This window comes from Micromonospora sp. BS32 (assembly GCF_059089345.1).
This window is the reverse complement of sequence record NZ_JBSSHR010000002.1, coordinates 1-18,460: the sequence shown is the minus strand read 5'-3', so window position 1 is coordinate 18,460 and position 18,460 is coordinate 1. Positions and strand designations below refer to the sequence as shown.

Sequence of the window (18,460 nt, the reverse complement as noted above, 5' to 3'; positions counted from 1 at the left end):
GCCCCGCCCGTCGTGGGCGAACGACGCGACGGTACGCGCCGACGGAGTGCCCGCCGGCCCGTACCGTCCGTGGTCACCTCAGGTAGGTGCTGAACACCCGGTTGGCGACGGAGTCACCGGTGGCCAGCCCGGCGTCGGCGTCCCACTGGTAGTGCACGCCGAGGTACACCCGGCTCGCGCGTTCTCGTTGGCGGCGGCCGAGAAGCCGGTGAAGGTGCGCTGCACGCCGGACGCGTGCGCATCCTCGGGGGTGGCCGTGAAGGTCACCGCGTCGGTGCCGTAGTAGCGCTTCATGATCCCGGCCCCGGCACCGGCGAAGGTGGCGTGCCCGGAGACGTAGGCGGGGAACGGCGGGGAGAAGTGGACGCCGTTGTTGTCCTGCGGTGCCCCGAGCCGCCGACGGCGAGCAGCGGGTGCGCGTCGCCCGGCCCGTCGACCCGCTCACCGTGCAGGAGCCGGCAGCCGCCCGTTTCCCGAGCGCAGAGCCGCGCCGACAGCCGGAGGAGTTCCGGCCCGTCCGGGACGACCTCGATCCCGTCCGGCCGCCCGGTCGTCACCGCGGACCGTTGGCGCTCCCACCACTCCAGCTCGGCGTGCGTCCCCGTCAGCCGGCGCTGCGCGCGGTGCAGGTCGCGCTGGCTCGCGGAGATCGAACGCCGCAGCTCGTCGAGGAGCGACATCTCCCTGGGTGTGGCGGGCCCACCGGTGGGCGCGACCACGATCGACGGTCGCTCGACCTCGTCGGACAACAGTTCACCGGACATGTGACCACCCCCGTGGACCGCGTGGCGGTGGTGGCGCCCCGGTCCGCCCGGTGCCGCCGGCCTTCGCCGTCGGAGCCGGCCCACCGCCTCACAGCGAAGGCCGTCGTTGGCTCGGCCGTGGTGGTCAATCGTCCGTACCCCTGTTGACCGCCTCCCGGTCCTGTGCTGACCGTTCCGGCGATGCTACCGACCGTTACCCGGTGACGATCCGCATCGGGACGCCGGGCCCGCAGTCGACCGACGGGGTGCGCGGCGCCACCCGCAGGGTGACGAAGCTGCCCTGCTTCAGCTCGCCGGCGTCGGGGCCGTAGAGGGCGTACTCCCGCTCGTTCTCGTCCACCAGGGTGTAGCAGGGGCCGGTGCCGCCCCGGGTGATCCGACCGGCGATCAGGTCGGTCGGCCGGTTGTCGGTCGGCTCCTTGGGCGGCCCGGCCGGTCGCGGCAGCGTGGGCAGGGCGGTGGCGGAGAGCGGCGTGGGCCGGCCCTCGGGCGCGACCGGGGTGCCGGACGCCGCCTCGGCCGGCAGGGTGGGCGGCGGCGACGCGGGCGTGGCCGAGGCGGGTGGGGTGGGCGGGATCCGGTCGTCGGACACGGGGCCTCCGTTCCCGGCGCAGCCGGCGAGGGGGACGAGCAGCGCCAGCGCGATCAGGGCGAGCGGTCCGGCGGTACGAGGAGTCACCCCGGTCGGACGTACCCGGGGCCGCCGGGGTTCCCGGAAAGGGCGATGCCCGGGCGGTGACCCGCCCGGGCATCGTGTGGTGCTGGTGGTACCTCGATCAGGAGATGCGGATCTTCATCGAGGTGCCGTCTTGCTGGAGAACCCGGATCTGGACCCCGTTGTTCGGGACCTTGACACCGTGGTTCGGCAGCTCCGCGTACCAGTACTGCTTGCTGTCGTCGAACAGCGGGGCAGCGGCCTGGCCGCGGATGTACTGCGGCTGGCTGTTCACGTGGAGGGTGAACGAGTCGGCCTTCTTCAGGCTGAACGGCGCGTCGTAGATCTGCACCCGGGCCCGCCAGGCGTTGCCGGTCAGGTTGTACAGCGGCTTCGGGCGGGAGTCGATGTTCAGGTTCCGACCCTCACCCGGGTGACCGCCCGGGTTGTTGACCGCGTCGTACGGCATGGTGTTGTTGTCCGCCCACCGGAGGTTCCAGTAGGTGATCAGCAGACCCTGCTGGTAGGCGTAGTGGTCCACGTAGTCCGGCCGGGTGTTGGCGTAGCCGAAGAAGTACGGACCGGTCTTCAGGTACTGGTCGAACGAGACGTACGACCGGTTGCCCGCGATGTAGTAGTTGTCGAAGAGCCGGGTGTAGGTCTCCTCGACGATGCTGAAGCCGTTGAGGGCCCAGCCGTTGGCACCGGCCTCGGCGCCGTCCGAGAGGACGGTCTGCCCGTCGGCGGTCACGGTGATGGCGTCACCGAAGAAGCCGCCGGAGGAGACGCCGCCGTCGGTGATGTAGTGGTAGCGGAACTGCACGACCTTGCCCGCCGCCGCGTCCATCGGCACGGTCAGGTCGACCCAGTCCGGCGTTCCGTCACCGGTGGTGTCGGAGTCACCGTCGAGGGCGTTGCGGCCGTTGCCGTCGGTCTTCGGCGTGCCGTTGACGCTGAACGGCAGAGCCGCCCAGTTCTGTCCACCGTCGAGCGACGCCTCGAAGTACATGTAGTCGTAGTCGGTCTCGATGTTGTAGCGAGCCTTCATCGACAGCGAGGCGGAGGACTTCCCGGTGAAGTCGAACGTCCGGGTCATCGTGGTGTTCAGGTCGTCGTCGTTGCCGGAGAAGTACTGCTTGGTTCCCTCGGCCGGCTTGCCGTTGTCGAAGCTGTAGCTGCGCTGCGGCAGCACGACCACCGCGGCCTGGGCCTTGGCGGAGTTGTACTCCTCCGGGCCGAGGTCGATCGTCTGGGCGTCCTGCTTGGCCGGGACGACGGTCTCGTAGTCCAGCCAGCCGAGCTGCAGCTTGTTCCAGGCACCGAGGTCGGCGCCACGCTCGCCGATGCCGGCGTCGTTCTTGGCGCTGACCCGGCTCTGGGCCATCAGGGTCCAGTGCTCCTGGCTGTTGTCGCCGCTGGCACCGGTGTTGTAGTCGTCCGGCAGACCCAGGTCGTGACCGTATTCGTGGTAGAAGACGCTCCGGCCGCCGTTCTCGGGCTGCACGGTGTAGTCACCGATCCACACGCCGGTGTTGCCGATCTGGGTACCGCCGAGCCGCGCCTGCTCCGGACCGGTCTGACCCTGGTCCGTGGCGTACGCGTACCAGCGGTGGCTCCAGATGGCGTCCTCGCCCTGGTACGGGTCACCGTCGGCCTGGTCGCCGCCGGAGTGGACGATCTGGAAGTGGTCGATGTAGCCGTCCGACTCGTTGAAGTTGCCGTCGCCGTCGACGTCGTAGCGGTCCCACTGGTCGAAGGACTTGACGTCGGCCGCGATCTCGGCGTCGGACTTGCCGGCCGCCTTCTGGTCGGCGACCCACTGGTTGGCCGCGTCCCGGACCAGCGCCCAGGTGTTCTGGCAGGTGGTCTGGGCGCAGACAGCCGGGTCGTCGCCGTTGGCGTCGTTCGGGTTGTCGTTGGACCGGCCGTACCGGGCCTCGTTGTACTTGACCTTGACCCAGTCCGTGACCTCGCCGTCCACCGTGTACCGGCCGGACGACTGGGCCTCGTAGTACTGCTTGAGCGACTCGTCGCCCTGCCCGGTGCCGAAGTACAGCTTGCGGTAGTGGTCCGCGCTGTAGTCCGGCTGCCAGACGGTGGAGTTGTCGACCGCCCGGTTGGGCGCGTCGATCTGGTTGTGCAGCGGACCGTCGAACCTGGTCGGCCCTGCGGTGGCCGGGTCGATGTCCTTGTCCGGGTAGGACGGGTGCCGCTCGTTGCCGAACTCGGCCAGGATCACGAAGATCCGGTCCGAGCGCTCACGCTCCAGCTCGACGTACTGGTCGGTACGGGCGGCGCCGGCGTTGGCCGCCGTCGCCGTCCGGGTGTTCTCGCCGGCAGCGTTGGTCGCGGTCTTACCGACCTTGACGACCGTGCTGCCGTTGATCCTCTGCGCCTTGGCCTTGCCGGAAAGGACCTCGCTGAGACCCTCCTGGCGCAGCGCCCGCCGCTTCTCCTCAAGCGGGTTGGGCAGATCGTGGTCGACCTGGGCAGGCTCGGTGACCGACGGGGCGGCCGCCGGCAGCTTCGGCGTCGGCGCGGCGCTGGCGGACGTGCCCGCCACCAGTCCCGTTGCCGTCAGCGATAGCCCGAGCAGACCCACTGCGACTTTGCGCACGTGGTACCTCCGGTGTGAGGGAACCGGCCCAACGGGGGTAGGGGCCGGTGAACGTCCCACTGATGCGGCCAGTGGGACCACTGGTGAAGATAGACACTCCCGTGACGGGTGGGAAGACAGCCGCGTCGATTTGTAGCAAGTTTTTGTTGGGAATGCTTTTCACCGTCACACCGGTGCCGCTCATCAACGGTCGTGAGCTGCGCGGACCTCCGCGGGTGGAGACCGCAGTGACAGATCTCGATCAGATTGCGGCACCACACAAAACAGGAGGGGCCGGTGGCGTCTCCGCCACCGGCCCCTCTGTTAACTGTCAGGTCAGTTGCTGACCTTCACCACCATGTCGTCGGTGGGGTTGGTGCCCTGCTGAAGGATCTCGATCTTGGTGCCGGTGCCGGCCACCTTCACCGAGTTCCACGGGTTGCTGCTGTTCCAGTACTTGCTCGCCCCGCTGTCGGTGAAGAGCGGGTTCGGGTCGAGCGCCGGAACGGTGACCGCCACGCCGTTCTTGTGGAAGGTCTGCGCCGGCTTGGCGTACAGGCTGAACGTCGCGTCGTAGCCGTTACGCCGGTTGCTGATGGTGCCCTGGCCGTCGACCTTGATCTGGCCCGGCCGGACGTCGACCGGCAGGTTCAGGCCGTAGCCCGGGTGCGCCGACGTGTTGTTGTCGCCGTACGCGTAGTTCACGTACCAGACCAGCAGGCCGGGCTGGTTCGAGAACCGCTCCACGAAGTCCGGCCGGGTGTTGCCCCAGCCGAAGTTGTACCCACCGGTCCGCAGGGTGTCGTCGTAGCCGACGTAGGTCCGGTTCTCCGCGATGTAGAAGCGGGGGTACGTGTCGGTGACCGAGCCACCCATCCGGGTGAAGCCCTTGGCGGTCCACTCGGCGGCGAGGGTCTCCGCGTCGTCGGTCCACGCGACGGTGCCGTTCTTGTTCAGCGAGATGTTGTCCAGGAACGCGCCGGCGAAGTGCACGCCGCCGTCGGTGGCGTAGCGGTAACGGAACAGCACGGTCTGACCGGCGTACGCCGACAGGTCGTAGGTCGAGTCGACCCACGCGCCGTTGCTGGAGCCGTCGATGCCGCTGTCACCGGAGTCGACCAGGTTGTTCTTCAGGTCGGCCCAGGTGGTGCCACCGTTGGTCGACACCTCCGCGTAGAGGTAGTCGTAGTCCTCTTCGATGTCGTACTGCAGCTTGGACGTGATCGACGCGGTGGTCGCGCCGGTCAGGTCCAGGGTGCGGGTCAGCGTGGTGTTCAGGTCGTCCGCGCTGCCGCCCCACCACTCGTACGCCCCGCCGAACGGCGTGTTGTAGCTCGTGGTCTGCGTCTGGCTCGGCAGGTTGACGACGACCGCCTGGGCCTTGGGCCCGTCGCTGTCGCCGGCCGGGCCGAGCGTCACCTGGGTGCTGCCCTTGCCGTAGTCGACCGTCGAGTGGTTCAGCCAGCCGAGGAAGAGCTTCGACCACGGGTCCATGTAACCCGGGGTCGAACCGATGTCGTCGGTGCCGTGGCTCAGCCACGAACCCGAGGACATCAGGCTCCAGAACCCGACGCCGTTGTCGCCACCCGCGGTGTCGTACAGGTCCGGCAGACCGAGGTCGTGACCGTACTCGTGGGTGAAGACGCCCAGACCACCGTTCTCCGGCTCCGTGGTGTAGTCACGGATCCACATCCCGGTGTTACCGATCTGCACACCACCCGCGAGGTTGCCGGACGGGCCGGCCCTGCCCTCGAGGTTGGTGAACGCGGCCCAGCGGTGCGACCAGATGGCGTCCTCGCCCTGGGCGCCGCCACCGGCCTCTTCGCCCTCGCCGGCGTGCACCGCCTGGAAGTGGTCGATGTAGCCGTCGGCCTCGTTGAAGTCGCCGTCACCGTCGAAGTCGTACCGGTCCCAGACGTCGAACTGCTTCAGGTAACCCTGAATCTCGGCCTGGGTCTTGCCGGCGGCGACCTGGGCGTTGTACCAGGACGTGGCGCTGTCCCGGACAAAGTTCCAGTAGCCCTCGGCCTCCGAGATGTTGTCGTTCGGGTTGGCCGGGTCGTCGTTGTGACCGTAACGGGCCTCGTTGTAAGGCACCGTGACCCAGTCGCTGACGTCGCCGCTGACGGTGTACCGGCCACCGGACTGCTTGAGGTAGAAGTCCTTGAACGACTCGCCCTCACCGTAGAACATGTCCATGTAGTGGTCGCGGCTGAAGTCGGACCGCCACAGGGTGCTGTTGTTGTCGGTGGCGCTGCCGTCCCAGTTGCGGTCCGGTTCGGGGATCTGGTTGACCACCGGACCGGCGGCTCCGCCCGCCCGAGGGTCGGTCTTGTCGCCGAAGTTGACCAGCATCGTGAAGATGGGGTCGGTCTTCGGGGACTGCTGGTACTCGACGAACAGGTCGTCCTTGACCTGGATGACCTTCGAGCCGTTGCGCGTCTGAAGCTTGGCCTTGCCCTGAAGCAGGTCGGCGATGGCCTGCTTCTTGAGCTCCCGCTGCTGATCCGACTTCGGATCCGGGAGGTTGTCCTTGCCGTGCTTCGCCTTGTCGGCGCCAGTGGTGGGCTCCGCCGCCGGGGCAGCGGAAGCCGGGGCCGTAACGACGCCGGCCGCCAGCAGCGCGGCCGCGGCCGAAGCCAGGCCCGCCGTGACTCGTCTCCTCAAAGGTCCTCCTCCTTTGTGGAACCTGTTACATGACGCGACTGACCGCAGTCGGAAGTGTCATGTGATGCGTCACTCACGATGACAGAGGATTTGACAGTTGTCACGAGTCAAATACGTGAGGTGCCGGCCATCATTAGCGGGCAAAACGGGACCAAAGGGTGCGCCGAAACGTGATCCATTCACATTACGTTTCGGCCACGATCACCTAGCGTGATGGTGGTTATGGGGTCCCTATAGGGGAGCGCAGCAGCCCGCAAAAATGTCACACGTCTTGGTCGAGAGATGCTCGGGCGCGTAAGAGGGCGGGGCCCGGCTGCGAGCAGTGTGCTCACAGCCGGGCCCCGCCGTGTGTCCCGAGGGACAAATCCGTACGGATCAGTTCGTAGCCGGCGTCACGTGCACCGTGGCGTACGAGTTGTCCTTCGCGGCCTTCAGGATGGTGATCGTGACGCCGTAGCTCACGCCCAGGTCACCCGGGTTGCCGGAACCCAGCACGATCGCGCCGCCGCCCAGGGTCGCCCCGTAGTACGCCGACGCCGGGGTGCCGTCCGGGTTCACCACCCGGGTCGTGTACTTCGCGTTGCCCCGCGACGGGATGACCACCGAGGCGTCGTTGTCCCGGGCGTACGCCCCGCCGTTGCGGATCTCGATGCCCGGGTACCAGCCCCTGGCGTCGCTGAACATCGACACCGGCGCCTGCGCCCCGAAGCTGGTGCAGTACTCGCTGTAGAACTCGTCCGCCGCCTCCAGGCACTCGGTGAACGGGTACGTCGAACCCAGCGAGAAGGCCGCGTTGGCCGACTGCGGACGGCTGGGCAGGTTGTCCAGCACCGACGGGTCCTTCACGGCCGCCTCGCCCTGCCGGCGGTACGGGTCGAAGTGCGAGTCCACGACCAGCAGGCCGCCCTTGGCGCCGTAACTCGGCAGCGCGGTCATCTGCGCGGTGACGTGGTTGACGTCGCCCAGCACCGTGTCCCGGTACCAGACCAGCATGCCCGGGGCGTTGTAGGCGATCCGGTCGACCTTCCACGCCTCGTGCGAGTAGACGGTGTCGTAGGCGTACTTCAGGCCCTTGTCGAAGCCGTCGAAGTTGCGCCACTCGGCCAGGTAGTAGTGCGCCTTGGTCTGGGTGCCGATGTCGACGCGCCAGCCCGGCCCGGTGGTGTCGGTGAAGGTGCCGCCGGTCTGGGTCCAGCCGTTGGCGCCGCCCTCGACGTCGTCGCTCCAGGTGGTGGTGCCGCCACCGGTGACGGAGAAGTCGTCGGCGAACCAGCCCCGCTCGAGGAAGGCCTCGTCGGTGGCCTGCCGCAGCCGCAGCTGCACCGTCTGCCCCGCGTACGCCGACAGGTCGACGTAGTCGTGACGCCAGCCGTGGCTGTCACCGGTCAGGCCGTACTTCTTGCCGCCGAAGTCGACCATGCGGCCGTTCGGGTCGGCGTAGCCGTCGGGGGTGGTGACCGCCTTGCCGGTGGCGTCGTAGACCTTCTGCTCCGACCAGGTGGTTCCACCGTCGGTGGAGACCTCGACGAAGCCGTAGTCCCAGTCGGCCTCGATGACGTAGTTGTTCCACATCCAGAACTTCGCGTCGGCCGCCGCCGGCACGCTCACCTGACGGGTGAGCTTGATGTCCGCCCAGTCCTGGTCGGCGCCGGTGTACCACATGTTGGCGCCGCTGTGCGGCTGCGCCAACGTGATCACCTTGTTCGGCAGGTTGATTTTGATGCCGTCCTTGGTGCCGGACGGCGTCCGGGAGGTCTGGCCGAGCTGTACGTCCTTCGCGTCCGAGCCGGGCGTGAAGTTCAGCGGGTCGGCCCAGCCGAGCACCCACTTGTCCCAGAGACCCATGTGGCTCGGCAGCGCCTGGAAGATCTCGCCGTTGTGCGAGCCCGAGGCCATCAGGTCCCAGAAGTCGACGTCCGAGTCGGCGTTGCCCGAGGTGTCGTAGAGGTCGGGCAGGCCGAGGTCGTGACCGAACTCGTGGGCGAAGACGCCGACGCCGGCGTCCTCCGGCTGCACGATGTAGTTCGACAGCTTGATGTTCGTGCCCGGGATGGTGTAGCCGCCCGCCACCGACGAGGAGTGCGCCCAGACGGCGTACACGCCCTGGTCGCCGCCGCCGCGGGACTTGCCCTGGCCGGCGTGCACCAGCACCAGGTGGTCGATCACGCCGTCCGGCTCGAAGACGTTGCCGTCACCGTCCCGGTCGCCCTGGTCCTCGATGTCGTAGTCGGCCCACGGGAAGCTCGGGTCCTGCGCCGCCAGTGCGTCGACCGCGTCGGTGGCCAGCCGGCCGGCACCCTGGGGGTTGTCCGGGTGGCCGTTCATCGACTGCTGCCGCCCGGCGACCCAGTTGCCGTTCTCGTCCTGGAAGCAGCGGGAGGCCGCGTACCAACCCTCGGAGTGCGGCACGGTGATCCACGGGCTGGCCTGCCCGTCCACCGTGTACGCGCCCTTGGACATCTCCAGGTACATGTTGTGCATGGTGCGCCCGGCGATGTCGATGCCCGGCTTGCCGTCCGGCCCGGTCAGGTCCTTGCGGACCCGCTCGGTGATGCCCTCCTTGGTGTAGAGCATCTTGTCGAAGTGCTCGGAGGAGAAGTCCGGCACCCACATCGAGTTGTTGTCCTCGTGCGCCAGGGTGCCCGGGTCCGGGATGCCGTTGTGCTTCGGCCCGTTCTGCACGGTGCCGAGGACACAGCTCCGGTCCTCGAAGACCGTCTTGGGGACGTACACGTCGGTGAAGTCGTCGTTCGCCTGGTCGTTGAACTCCACCAGCAGGGTGAGCAGCTTGGCGGTCTGGGTGCCCTTGGCCTGCTTGATCTGACGCGGGTTCTGCCCGGTCTTGATCGCCTTGGCCTCGAGCTTGGCCAGCTGCCCCGCGGTCACCGGGTTGCCCCCGGCGAACTTGCGGTCGTACGTCCGGGCCTCGTCCGCCGCCGAGGTGTAGATCCCGTCGGCGCCCTTGACCTCCTTGCCGCCGCTGTCCGGCTGGACCTCGGGCTCGGCGTAGTTGATGTAGAACTCGTCCGCCCCGATCGTGGCCCCGGCCGGGCCGGCGGACTGGGCGGCCGCGCTACCGGTCACGGTCAGTGACGTGGCGGCGAGGGCGATGGCGGGCAGCGCGACGAGTAGGCGTCGGCGCGACCCGGATTGCGGAAATGTGTTCATGCCGCTCCGTTTCTCGGGCATGGGGAGGAGGAGCCGGGCGGCGCACATCATCGATGTGACGTCCATCGAACCGTCCCGACCTGCGTGAAACTAAATGAGAAAGAAGATGAACGACAGGGTTCGGCGTGCCCTTGTGTCCGTTCAGCTTCTCCGATCTCCCCGATCGACCGATGTGACGCAGGCCGCGCGATCCGAGGCGTACCCGTCAGAAAACGACGGTGGGTGACGGTCCGCCCGGACCGTCACCCACCTCGGGGGTACGCCTGCCGTCAGTCCTCGTCGGACTTGCCGCCACCCATCCCGGAGGAGATCAGCTCCATCACCGAGGAGTCCTGGAGCGTGGTCACGTCGCCCAGCGAGCGGTTCTCCGCCACGTCCCGCAGCAGCCGGCGCATGATCTTGCCGGAGCGGGTCTTCGGCAGCTCCGGCACCAGCATGATCTGCCGGGGCTTGGCGATCGGACCGAGGGTCTTCGCGACGTGGTTGCGCAGCTCGGCGATGAGCTTCTCGCCGGCCTCGCCCGAGACGTCGGCGGTGCCGCGCGGGATGGCGAACGCGACGATCGCCTGACCGGTCGTCGGGTCGGTCGCGCCCACGACCGCCGCCTCGGCCACCGACGGGTGGCTGACCAGCGCGGACTCCACCTCGGTGGTGGAGATGTTGTGCCCGGACACCAGCATCACGTCGTCCACCCGGCCGAGCAGCCAGATGTGCCCGTCGTCGTCCTTCTTCGCCCCGTCACCGGCGAAGTACATGCCCTGGAACCGCGACCAGTACGTCTCGATGAACCGGTTATCGTCGCCCCAGATGGTGCGCAGCATCGACGGCCACGGCTCGCGCAGCACCAGGTAGCCACCGCCGCCGTTCGGCACGGACTGCCCCTGGTCGTCCACCACGTCGGCGCTGATGCCCGGCAGCGGGGTCATCGCCGAGCCGGGCTTGGCCTCGGTGACGCCGGGCAGCGGCGAGATCATGATCCCGCCCGTCTCGGTCTGCCACCAGGTGTCCACGATGGGCAGCTCACCCCGGCCGACGTGCTGCCTGTACCACATCCACGCCTCCGGGTTGATCGGCTCGCCCACGCTGCCGAGCAGGCGCAGCGAGCTCAGGTCGTACCCGGCGGGAATGTCGTCGCCCCACTTCATCATGGTCCGGATCAGCGTCGGCGCGGTGTAGAGGATGCTGACCCGGTACTTGTCGACGAGCTCCCAGAACCGGCCCTTGTGCGGGGTGTCCGGGGTGCCCTCGTACATCACCTGGGTGGCGCCGTTGGCGAGCGGGCCGTACACGATGTAGGAGTGCCCGGTGACCCAGCCGATGTCGGCGGTGCACCAGTAGACGTCCTGCTCCGGCTTCAGGTCGAACACCGCGTGCGCCGTCCAGGCCACCTGGGTGAGAAAGCCGCCGGTGGTGTGCAGGATGCCCTTGGGCCGGGCGGTGGTGCCGCTGGTGTAGAGGATGAAGAGCGGGTGCTCGGCGTCGAACGGCTGCGCGGTGTGCTCGACCGGCGCGGTCTCCACCGTCTCGTGCCACCAGTGGTCCTTCGCCGACCAGGCGACGTCCTCACCGGTGCGGCGAACCACCAGCACGTGCTCGATCGTCGGACAGTTGGCCACCGCCTCGTCCACCGTCGGCTTCAACGCCGACGGCTTGCCCCGCCGGTAGCCGCCGTCGGCGGTGATCACCACCTTGGCGGAGGCGTCCTGGATCCGGTTGGTCAGCGCGTCGGCGGAGAACCCGCCGAAGACCACGCTGTGGGTGGCTCCGACCCGGGCGCAGGCCAGCATCGCGACCGCGGCCTCCGGGATCATCGGCAGATAGATCGCCACCCGGTCACCGGCGGTCACGCCCAGCTCGGTCAGCGCGTTCGCCGCCTGGCAGGTCAGCCGGTGCAGGTCGGCGTAGGTGAGGGTGCGGGTGTCGCCCGGCTCGCCCTCCCAGTGGATCGCCACCTTGTCGCCCCGGCCGGCCTCCACGTGCCGGTCCAGGCAGTTGTACGCCACGTTGAGCTGGCCACCGACGAACCACTTCGCGAACGGCGGGTTCGACCAGTCGAGCACCTGGTCCCACTGCTTCGCCCAGGCCAGCCGCCCGGCCTGCTTCTCCCAGAAGGCGAGCCGGTCCGCGGCGGCCTCCGCGTACGCGTCGGCGGTGACGTTGGCCTCCGCGGCGAGTGCGGCCGGCGGCGGGAACTGGCGCGTCTCGTTCAGCAGGTTGGCCAATGCCTCGCTCATGCGGTGACTCCTTCTCCGGGGTGACCTGCGTCTCCTACCCGGCTGAGGTTAGTCGGGGGGCTCGACGCCCGCGACAACTCGGTGCCCGGTCACGCGCTCAGCGGACGCCCCGGCGCGCTCGACGGCCGGGTGGTCCGGGTCGCCTTGCGGGCGGGTGGCACCCGACCCGACCGGTCGAGTCGCTAGCGTGGCGGGGTGACCACCGACCCACTCGCCCCGCTGCTGGCGCTCGCCGACATCGCCCCCGCCGTCGAGCGGGCCCGCGAGCACGTCGACCAGGCGATGCGGCACCGCGCACTGCGCCGGCACGGCGGCCAGGTCGCGGCCGAGGCCAGCCTCCGGTCCGCGGTCGCCAGCGCCGCCCTCGAGGGGTACGACCACGAGCGCGAGGCGGTCCGCGCCGGCACCGTGACCGAGCCGGTGCTCCAGGGCGCGCTCCGGGTCGCCGGCGCGCTGCCCGGCCTCACCGAGCTGTGGCCGAAGGCCCCCCGGCAGGCGCTGGCGAAGCTGCACGTCCTCGCCGCCCGGGACGTGGTGGCCGAGTCCGAGCTGGGCCGCCCCGTCTCCGACCCGGTGGTCGGCGCGCGGCTGGACGGGCTGGCCGGACTGGTCGCCGGCGGGACGAAGGTCTCCCCGCTCGTCCTGGCTGCCGTCGTGCACGGCGAACTGCTGAACCTGCGGCCGTTCGCCGGGCCGTCCGGCGTGGTGGCCCGGGCCGCCGCCCGGCTGGTGCTGATGTCCCGTGGCCTCGACCCGCGCGGCCTGGTCGCCGTCGACGTCGGCCACCGCGAGCGGGAGCCGGAGTACGTCGGCGCGGCCGGCGCCTTCGCCACCGGCACCCCGGACGGGCTGCGCTCCTGGCTGCGGCACTACATGGCGGCCGTCGAGGTGGGCGCCGACCAGCTCACCGTCATCGGCGACGAGATCCTCGCCGCCGCCTGATCGGTCCCGCGAGGTCAGGCGACGGGGGCTACCCGGCCGCGGCGGTGCCGGCCGTACCAGGCGATGCCGATGGCGACCCCGACCCCGACGCCGAGCGCCGCCGCGGCGACCGGCACGGCGGGCCGCTCCCGCAGCCGCCGGCCCAGCGGGATCGGGTGCCGGAACTCCAGCACCGGCCAGGCGTTCTCCACCGCGAGCTTGCGCAGCGCCCGGTCGGGGTTGACCACGCTGGGGTGCCCGACGCACTCCAGCAGCGGCCGGTCGCTGTACGAGTCGGAGTAGGCGTACGAGTCCGCCAGGTCGTAGCCACGGGCGGTGGCCAGCTCACTGACCGCCTCGACCTTGCTCGGGCCGGCCGCGTAGAACTCCACCTCACCGCTGTAGCGCCCGTCCTCGACCGCCATCCGGGTGGCGATCACGTCGGTGACGCCCAGCAGCTCGCCGATCGGGCGGACCATCTCGTCGCCGGACGCGGAGACCAGCACGACGTCCCGGCCGGCGGCCTGGTGCTCCTCGATCAGGACGGCCGCCTCGGCGTACACGTAGGGGTTGATCAGCTCGTGCAGCGTCTCCGCGACGATCTGGCGGACCTGTTCCACCTGCCAGCCCTTGCAGAGCGTGGCGAGGTAGTCCCTGGTCCTGGCCATGGTCTGCTCGTCGGTGCCGCCCAGCCGGAACATCAGCTGCGCGTACGCCGACTTGACCACGTCCCGCCGGGTGATCAGCCCGTCCCGGTAGAACGGCCGACCGAACGCCAGGGCGCTCGACTTGGCGATGACGGTCTTGTCCAGATCGAAGAAAGCGGCACTTCGGCCCACGGCGCGAAAGTCTAGCCCGATGGTCTATCGTCGGCGGGTGCCCGGGGTCAGTAACCCTCTCGACCTGCGGGCCCCCTCCCCAGCACCACTGCGCAACGTGACGGCTGTCACACTCTGCGACCATAATTTCGCCGTGAGTGGGGCTGACACCACTCGACGTGAACACTCTGCTCGGGCATGCTTGTCCTCACCACGAGTATTCGCGACACGGATATGTGGCAGACCCTCGGCGGTTGCACCCCCCGCGGCCGCTGAGTGGGTTCGGCTCAACCCCCCCGGAGCCGAACCTCCCGACGACCCCCGTCTCCCCCCGACGGGGGTCGTCCCTATTCCGGGGTAGTACGCCGGCCCAGCTCACAGGGCGTCTCCTTCGTCGTCCAAGACACTCTCCGGCGGCGTTTTCACCGGCCGGAGGCAGCAGAGAGGCAGCAGAGCTGTCGAAGGCAGCCAGGACCCGAGCGGCGTAGTCGTCCGGGGTGTGGGTGTAGCGGTTGAGCGTCGTGGACGCCTGCTCGTGGCCCATGACCCGCTGGACCAGGTTGACCGGGCCGCCGTCGGTGACCAGCCAGGTGGCGTAGGTGTGCCGGAGGTCGTGGAACCGCATGCCGCCCGCAGCCTTGGCGGCGACGCAGGCGACCGCTTCCCGCTCGGTGGTGAACTCTGGGACGAGCAGGTCCGCCAGCACAAGCAAGGCCACCTCAAGAACGAGCGCCCGAAGATCCGCATCCAGCGCCTCGTCTGATGCCGGCAGTACAGCAGCGAAGTACAGCAACCGTGCCAGCCGAACCGGACCGAGAAGCGCACCGGCAGCGCGGATGACCTCGCACCGCAGCCGATCCGGCCGGCTCGCCGGCAGTCCATAGGTTCAGGACTGCGGCCAGGACCACGACTTGCGGGGCACACCGGCCATGCATCGTGAGGTGGAGTCAGCAGAGAGTCTGCAGGTCACGCATGCCCCTGCGGCCACCCGGCATGGACATCGATCTCGATTTTCGCTGTGGTGGGGCCTACCGCCTCGACGGAGAAGCAGTGGCCGCCCCAGTCGACGAAGCGGAGGACTGGCAGGAGGCCGCCGACCGGCTCGCACTCCTTCGACCAGCCGTGGTCGTGGAGTTGTCGGCGTAGCTGGCCGGCGGGATCACCGCCAGTCCTCTCACGAGTCAGGGTCAGCGTCAGCCCATAGCAGCCGCCGCTTCCACAACTGTTCTGCTCGTCGAGGACAGTCCACCCGTCGGGCAGCGGCAGTACCTCCGCACGGTAGGGCTCGACCTTCGCCTCGGCCTCCGCGCCGTCGCCCAGAGCGAGCTGGTAGGCCGCCCACGCGGAGAAGACCGCTGCCGCCAGCATGGCAGCGGTGCCAAGATGAGCAGGCCAGCGCTTGTGATCCTTTTCTTCGTCAGCGGTCGTCGACACCCTGCGCTCTGAGCGCAACACGTACTCCTGCCACGCCCCGACTACCAGGCACGTAGCGCCAGCGAACCCCACGAACGGGATCCCCCAGTCGGCCATCGGCGGCCGGACTGGCCCGGCGAGGAAGACCTGCGACGTCAGATGCACCGCGGCCAGCACACCGAGCAGCGCCGCTCCGACCGGTAAGCCCCACCGCCGTGTGCGTGCCCACAGCAGCCAGGCGAACAGCGGCCCACACAGCAATGCCGTTGCCACGACGCCGAACCACGCCCCAGACCAACCCAACCGATGCCACGGCGAGACCGAGACGACCGCAGCGCAATCAGCAAGCAGCAGCCAGCCGCGCCACTGCAGCCGGCCGACCGCGCTCAGAACACCCACAGGGTCATCCTTCCCCACAGCCCAAACCAAGCCAGATTGCGCCAGCTCCGGTGGACTCTAGTACGGCGGCCGGGGTTGAAACATTGGTCGAGGGCAGCGAACCAGCCGTTGACACGCCGTCCCTGATCGAGATGAGGGCGACGAGGATATGACGCTCCGTGCAGCGAGCGGTCACCTACCTGCGGGCAGGCGACGGGCGGGCCCGAGTCAACCGTAAACCCCGCAAAGCCCCTCAAAAACCCTCAAACCGGCCATAGACTTGGGCTCGGCCGGCCGGTCATTTTGCCCGGCTGCTCGCGAGAACGGTCGTGCGCACTGACGCGGGCTTGACTCCGGGCTGTTCACACCACGAGGAGGAATGAATACATGAGGACCTTCGCGCGTCGCGCCGTGCTCTGTGCCAGTGGTGCCGTACTCGCGGCCGCGCTCGTAGGGACCGGCGGTACGGCCTCCGCCGCACCCCCCGACACTCCGGGCCAGCCAACACGGGAGTGCGGCGACGATAACGCCACGATGAGGCCAGGTGCCTCGGCCAACGCGCCCGGTTCCCCGTTCAATGAGAACGGCGTCGCCGGAGAACACTACGCGGGGGAACAGCCGCAGAACTCGAAGAACCCCAAGTCCGTATCGCAGTATGACGTCGCCTGCTTCCAGGTGACGCAGAACCACTGATCCAACGTCCTCTCCGCCGACCCGTCAGTGGCCGGCCCGTGGGATCCTGCGGGCCGGCCACAGGCCGCCAGCCGCCAAAGCGGGTAGCTCGTCTCGACCACTCGCACCGACGCCTGATGTCTCCGAGCCAGGCCGTCGCCAACAAGGGATCAGGCGGTCGAGTTGACAGCCACGCCGACAGCAACGGGCATGGACGAGGACGGCCGTGGTCGGCAGTCCGCAGACGGTTGCCCGAGGTGGCGAACGGGCACCGACGCTGGCGGACAAGGCGCACAGAGCTTGTAAACGAGATGTCAAGGTGGCCAGCACAAGCGGGCCGCCGCACTGGCGCTGGCCACGAGCCTGACCGGGAGGCCGATCTAGCGACGCTTTCCGAGGCTTGGAAGCCCACTCGGCCTTGCCGGAACGCTCTGGGAAGGTCCGTCGTAGTACTGCGGGCTGCTCGGCTTTGGCTCGGGCGGCCTCCGTAGAGGAGGCAGGGTTGGCGGCTTGTCCCTTTCCAGCTGGGGTGGGCGTACAGCGGAAGCTGACGCGGGACAAATCTCTGTCTGGTGAGGACGGCTGTGCGAGTAAAGCAGGCCCGTCCGGAGGTTGACCTTCGTCCGACGCCCACAGTCAGGGCAGTCATGGGGCGCGGCGTCTGGATTTCCGTGCTTCGCGCGCTCCTGGCGCGCCTGCTCGGTGGATATCCAATTTCGTAGAGTCACGGGGCTGATTCCAAGGTCCTGAGCAACGCGGTTGACAGCAACGCCCGCGCCTACCATTCGTAACGCCTCGCCACGTTTGGGGGCCGATCGCTTTCGCTCCGGTTGCTCCACGGGGTCCTCCCATCCGCTTGGCCAGGTAAACGTATCTTCGGTCCGCATCGATGAAAAATCGGCCGGACGGTCACTGGCCCCACCACGCCTAGAGGGAGACCGGCCAAGATCCGGACTATGCGCGGAACGATCTCGGGCATCAGGGCATGCCTGGCAGGCATTTCCGCTGCTCAGGGGCCCCTTCACGTAACCGGCCGCAACCGCCTTCCTCAACCGTGTGTCGCAGGGCCTCCAGCAAGGCTGGCTTGCAACCCTCGCGCGATGGGCAGGCATGCCGGTCAGCGTGCGAGCCTGTCTAGAGCGGCGGATATGGCGTCGTCGGGCGCGTCCGTTCGGACATGGCGGATGACGGCGCCGTCGGCGTTGACGAACGCGATCACGCCTGACTGCGCCGCGTCGACCTCTGCCATGTCGAAGAACCAGACTGCCGGCCGAGGGATCGCGGCATAACCAACTGGAACGGTGACCTGGCCGGCCTCCTGCTCGATCTCCGCGATTGGTGCCGGGGCGTCTTTGGACCCGAACGGCTTCCATACCAGGCCAATGACGGCCGGCCGGGGACTGGTGGTCAGCGCAAGGACGCGCTGAATCCCTGTGAGCACGTGCGGCACGTCACCGACCACGACCACCACGGGCTTGCCGAGGTACGCCGCCCAACGGAGGTCACCGCCGCCGAGCCGGGCCACGGTGAAGTCAGGCACCTGCATATCCCCGACCGGTTCCGATCCCTCTTCGGGTTCCATGCGACCGGTGTCGCCCGGGTTCTTCCCGCAGGCAGCTTCGACGACATGCAGGGCCACGGTGTCCGGCGGCGGAAGTGCCGCACGGGAAAGCTCCGCACCTACCTCGCGCAGCTGCTCCGCGGCGGCGACGGCGGTCGCCGTGTCATCACCGGTCACGGCGACGGTGACCAGCGAGTCACCGGTGAGCAGGACGAGCGCACCGCCGAAGTGCACTGCTGGGACGCCACGGACCGGCGGCAGGCGCCTGCAACCGACGGCCATACTCCACGCTGAGAAGTCGAGCCGCTGATTGATGACGTCGACCGGGGGCGAACACCCGTCAACGGCCGCGAGACATGTCCCGTAGATCGCGTCGACCCGGCCGGTGTCGTCCGCGCCCACTTCGGTTAGCGGCCAATCACGGAACTGCGGACCGAGGTAGTAGACCGGCCGTTCGGCCTCGGCGGCGATCTCGCTGAGGCGCTCGGGTCTGCTGCACCGGTAGGTGACATCTGAGATGGCTTGCCCTGGTGGCGGGCTGGAAGGATGTTGCTGTGCCCAAGCCCTACCCTCGTGAGTTCCGCGATGATGTTGTGCGGGTGGCCCGTGACCG

Annotated in this window: 12 protein-coding genes and 1 pseudogene; 1 reads left to right on the top strand and 12 read right to left on the bottom strand. The window is 68.9% G+C overall.

Annotated features, from left to right (window positions below; all coding sequences use genetic code 11):
- Positions 1–231: 231 nt before the first annotated feature.
- From AC5RWQ_RS02705 to acs, 7 genes and pseudogenes are all read right to left on the bottom strand, one after another.
- A pseudogene (locus AC5RWQ_RS02705) lies at positions 232–297 on the bottom strand (hypothetical protein); the annotation flags it as partial.
- Positions 291–764: a hypothetical protein gene (locus AC5RWQ_RS02700; protein ID WP_494281163.1), complete on the bottom strand. Its 474-nt coding sequence runs from the start codon at positions 762–764 to the stop codon at positions 291–293. The gene AC5RWQ_RS02700 and the pseudogene AC5RWQ_RS02705, both read right to left, overlap by 7 nt.
- Before the next feature lie 193 nt (positions 765–957).
- Positions 958–1,443 (bottom strand): hypothetical protein, encoded by a 486-nt coding sequence (locus AC5RWQ_RS02695; RefSeq protein WP_494281162.1) that lies wholly within the window; start codon positions 1,441–1,443, stop codon positions 958–960.
- 97 nt (positions 1,444–1,540) lie between these two features.
- Positions 1,541–4,021, bottom strand: a complete 2,481-nt coding sequence (locus AC5RWQ_RS02690) for an immune inhibitor A domain-containing protein (protein WP_494281609.1) — start codon at positions 4,019–4,021, stop codon at positions 1,541–1,543.
- A 330-nt stretch (positions 4,022–4,351) separates the two neighbouring features.
- Positions 4,352–6,682 (bottom strand): immune inhibitor A domain-containing protein, encoded by a 2,331-nt coding sequence (locus AC5RWQ_RS02685; RefSeq protein WP_494281161.1) that lies wholly within the window; start codon positions 6,680–6,682, stop codon positions 4,352–4,354.
- A gap of 375 nt (positions 6,683–7,057) precedes the next feature.
- Positions 7,058–9,850, bottom strand: coding sequence for an immune inhibitor A domain-containing protein (locus tag AC5RWQ_RS02680; RefSeq protein WP_494281160.1), 2,793 nt, complete (start codon positions 9,848–9,850; stop codon positions 7,058–7,060).
- 269 nt (positions 9,851–10,119) lie between these two features.
- Positions 10,120–12,084, bottom strand: a complete 1,965-nt coding sequence (gene acs, locus AC5RWQ_RS02675) for an acetate--CoA ligase (protein ID WP_494281159.1) — start codon at positions 12,082–12,084, stop codon at positions 10,120–10,122.
- 195 nt (positions 12,085–12,279) lie between these two features.
- Here acs and AC5RWQ_RS02670 point away from each other — a divergent pair, with 195 nt between their 5' ends.
- A complete protein-coding gene (locus AC5RWQ_RS02670) occupies positions 12,280–13,026 on the top strand; it encodes a Fic family protein (protein WP_494281158.1) in 747 nt (248 codons plus the stop codon).
- Positions 13,027–13,040: 14 nt separating this feature from the next.
- Here the strand turns inward: AC5RWQ_RS02670 and AC5RWQ_RS02665 are convergent, their stop codons facing one another.
- The 5 genes from AC5RWQ_RS02665 to AC5RWQ_RS02645 all read right to left on the bottom strand — a co-directional run.
- Positions 13,041–13,844, bottom strand: coding sequence for an HAD family hydrolase (locus tag AC5RWQ_RS02665; RefSeq protein WP_334491437.1), 804 nt, complete (start codon positions 13,842–13,844; stop codon positions 13,041–13,043).
- Between the two features lie 187 nt (positions 13,845–14,031).
- Positions 14,032–14,616 (bottom strand): tyrosine-type recombinase/integrase, encoded by a 585-nt coding sequence (locus AC5RWQ_RS02660; RefSeq protein WP_494281157.1) that lies wholly within the window; start codon positions 14,614–14,616, stop codon positions 14,032–14,034.
- 173 nt (positions 14,617–14,789) lie between these two features.
- On the bottom strand, positions 14,790–15,635 hold the full coding sequence (locus AC5RWQ_RS02655; RefSeq protein WP_494281156.1) for a hypothetical protein: 846 nt from the start codon (positions 15,633–15,635) through the stop codon (positions 14,790–14,792).
- 1,031 nt (positions 15,636–16,666) lie between these two features.
- On the bottom strand, positions 16,667–17,173 hold the full coding sequence (locus AC5RWQ_RS02650; protein WP_494281155.1) for a transposase: 507 nt from the start codon (positions 17,171–17,173) through the stop codon (positions 16,667–16,669).
- A gap of 230 nt (positions 17,174–17,403) precedes the next feature.
- On the bottom strand, positions 17,404–18,460 hold a 1,057-nt coding region (locus AC5RWQ_RS02645), incomplete at its 5' end, for a hypothetical protein (RefSeq protein WP_494281154.1).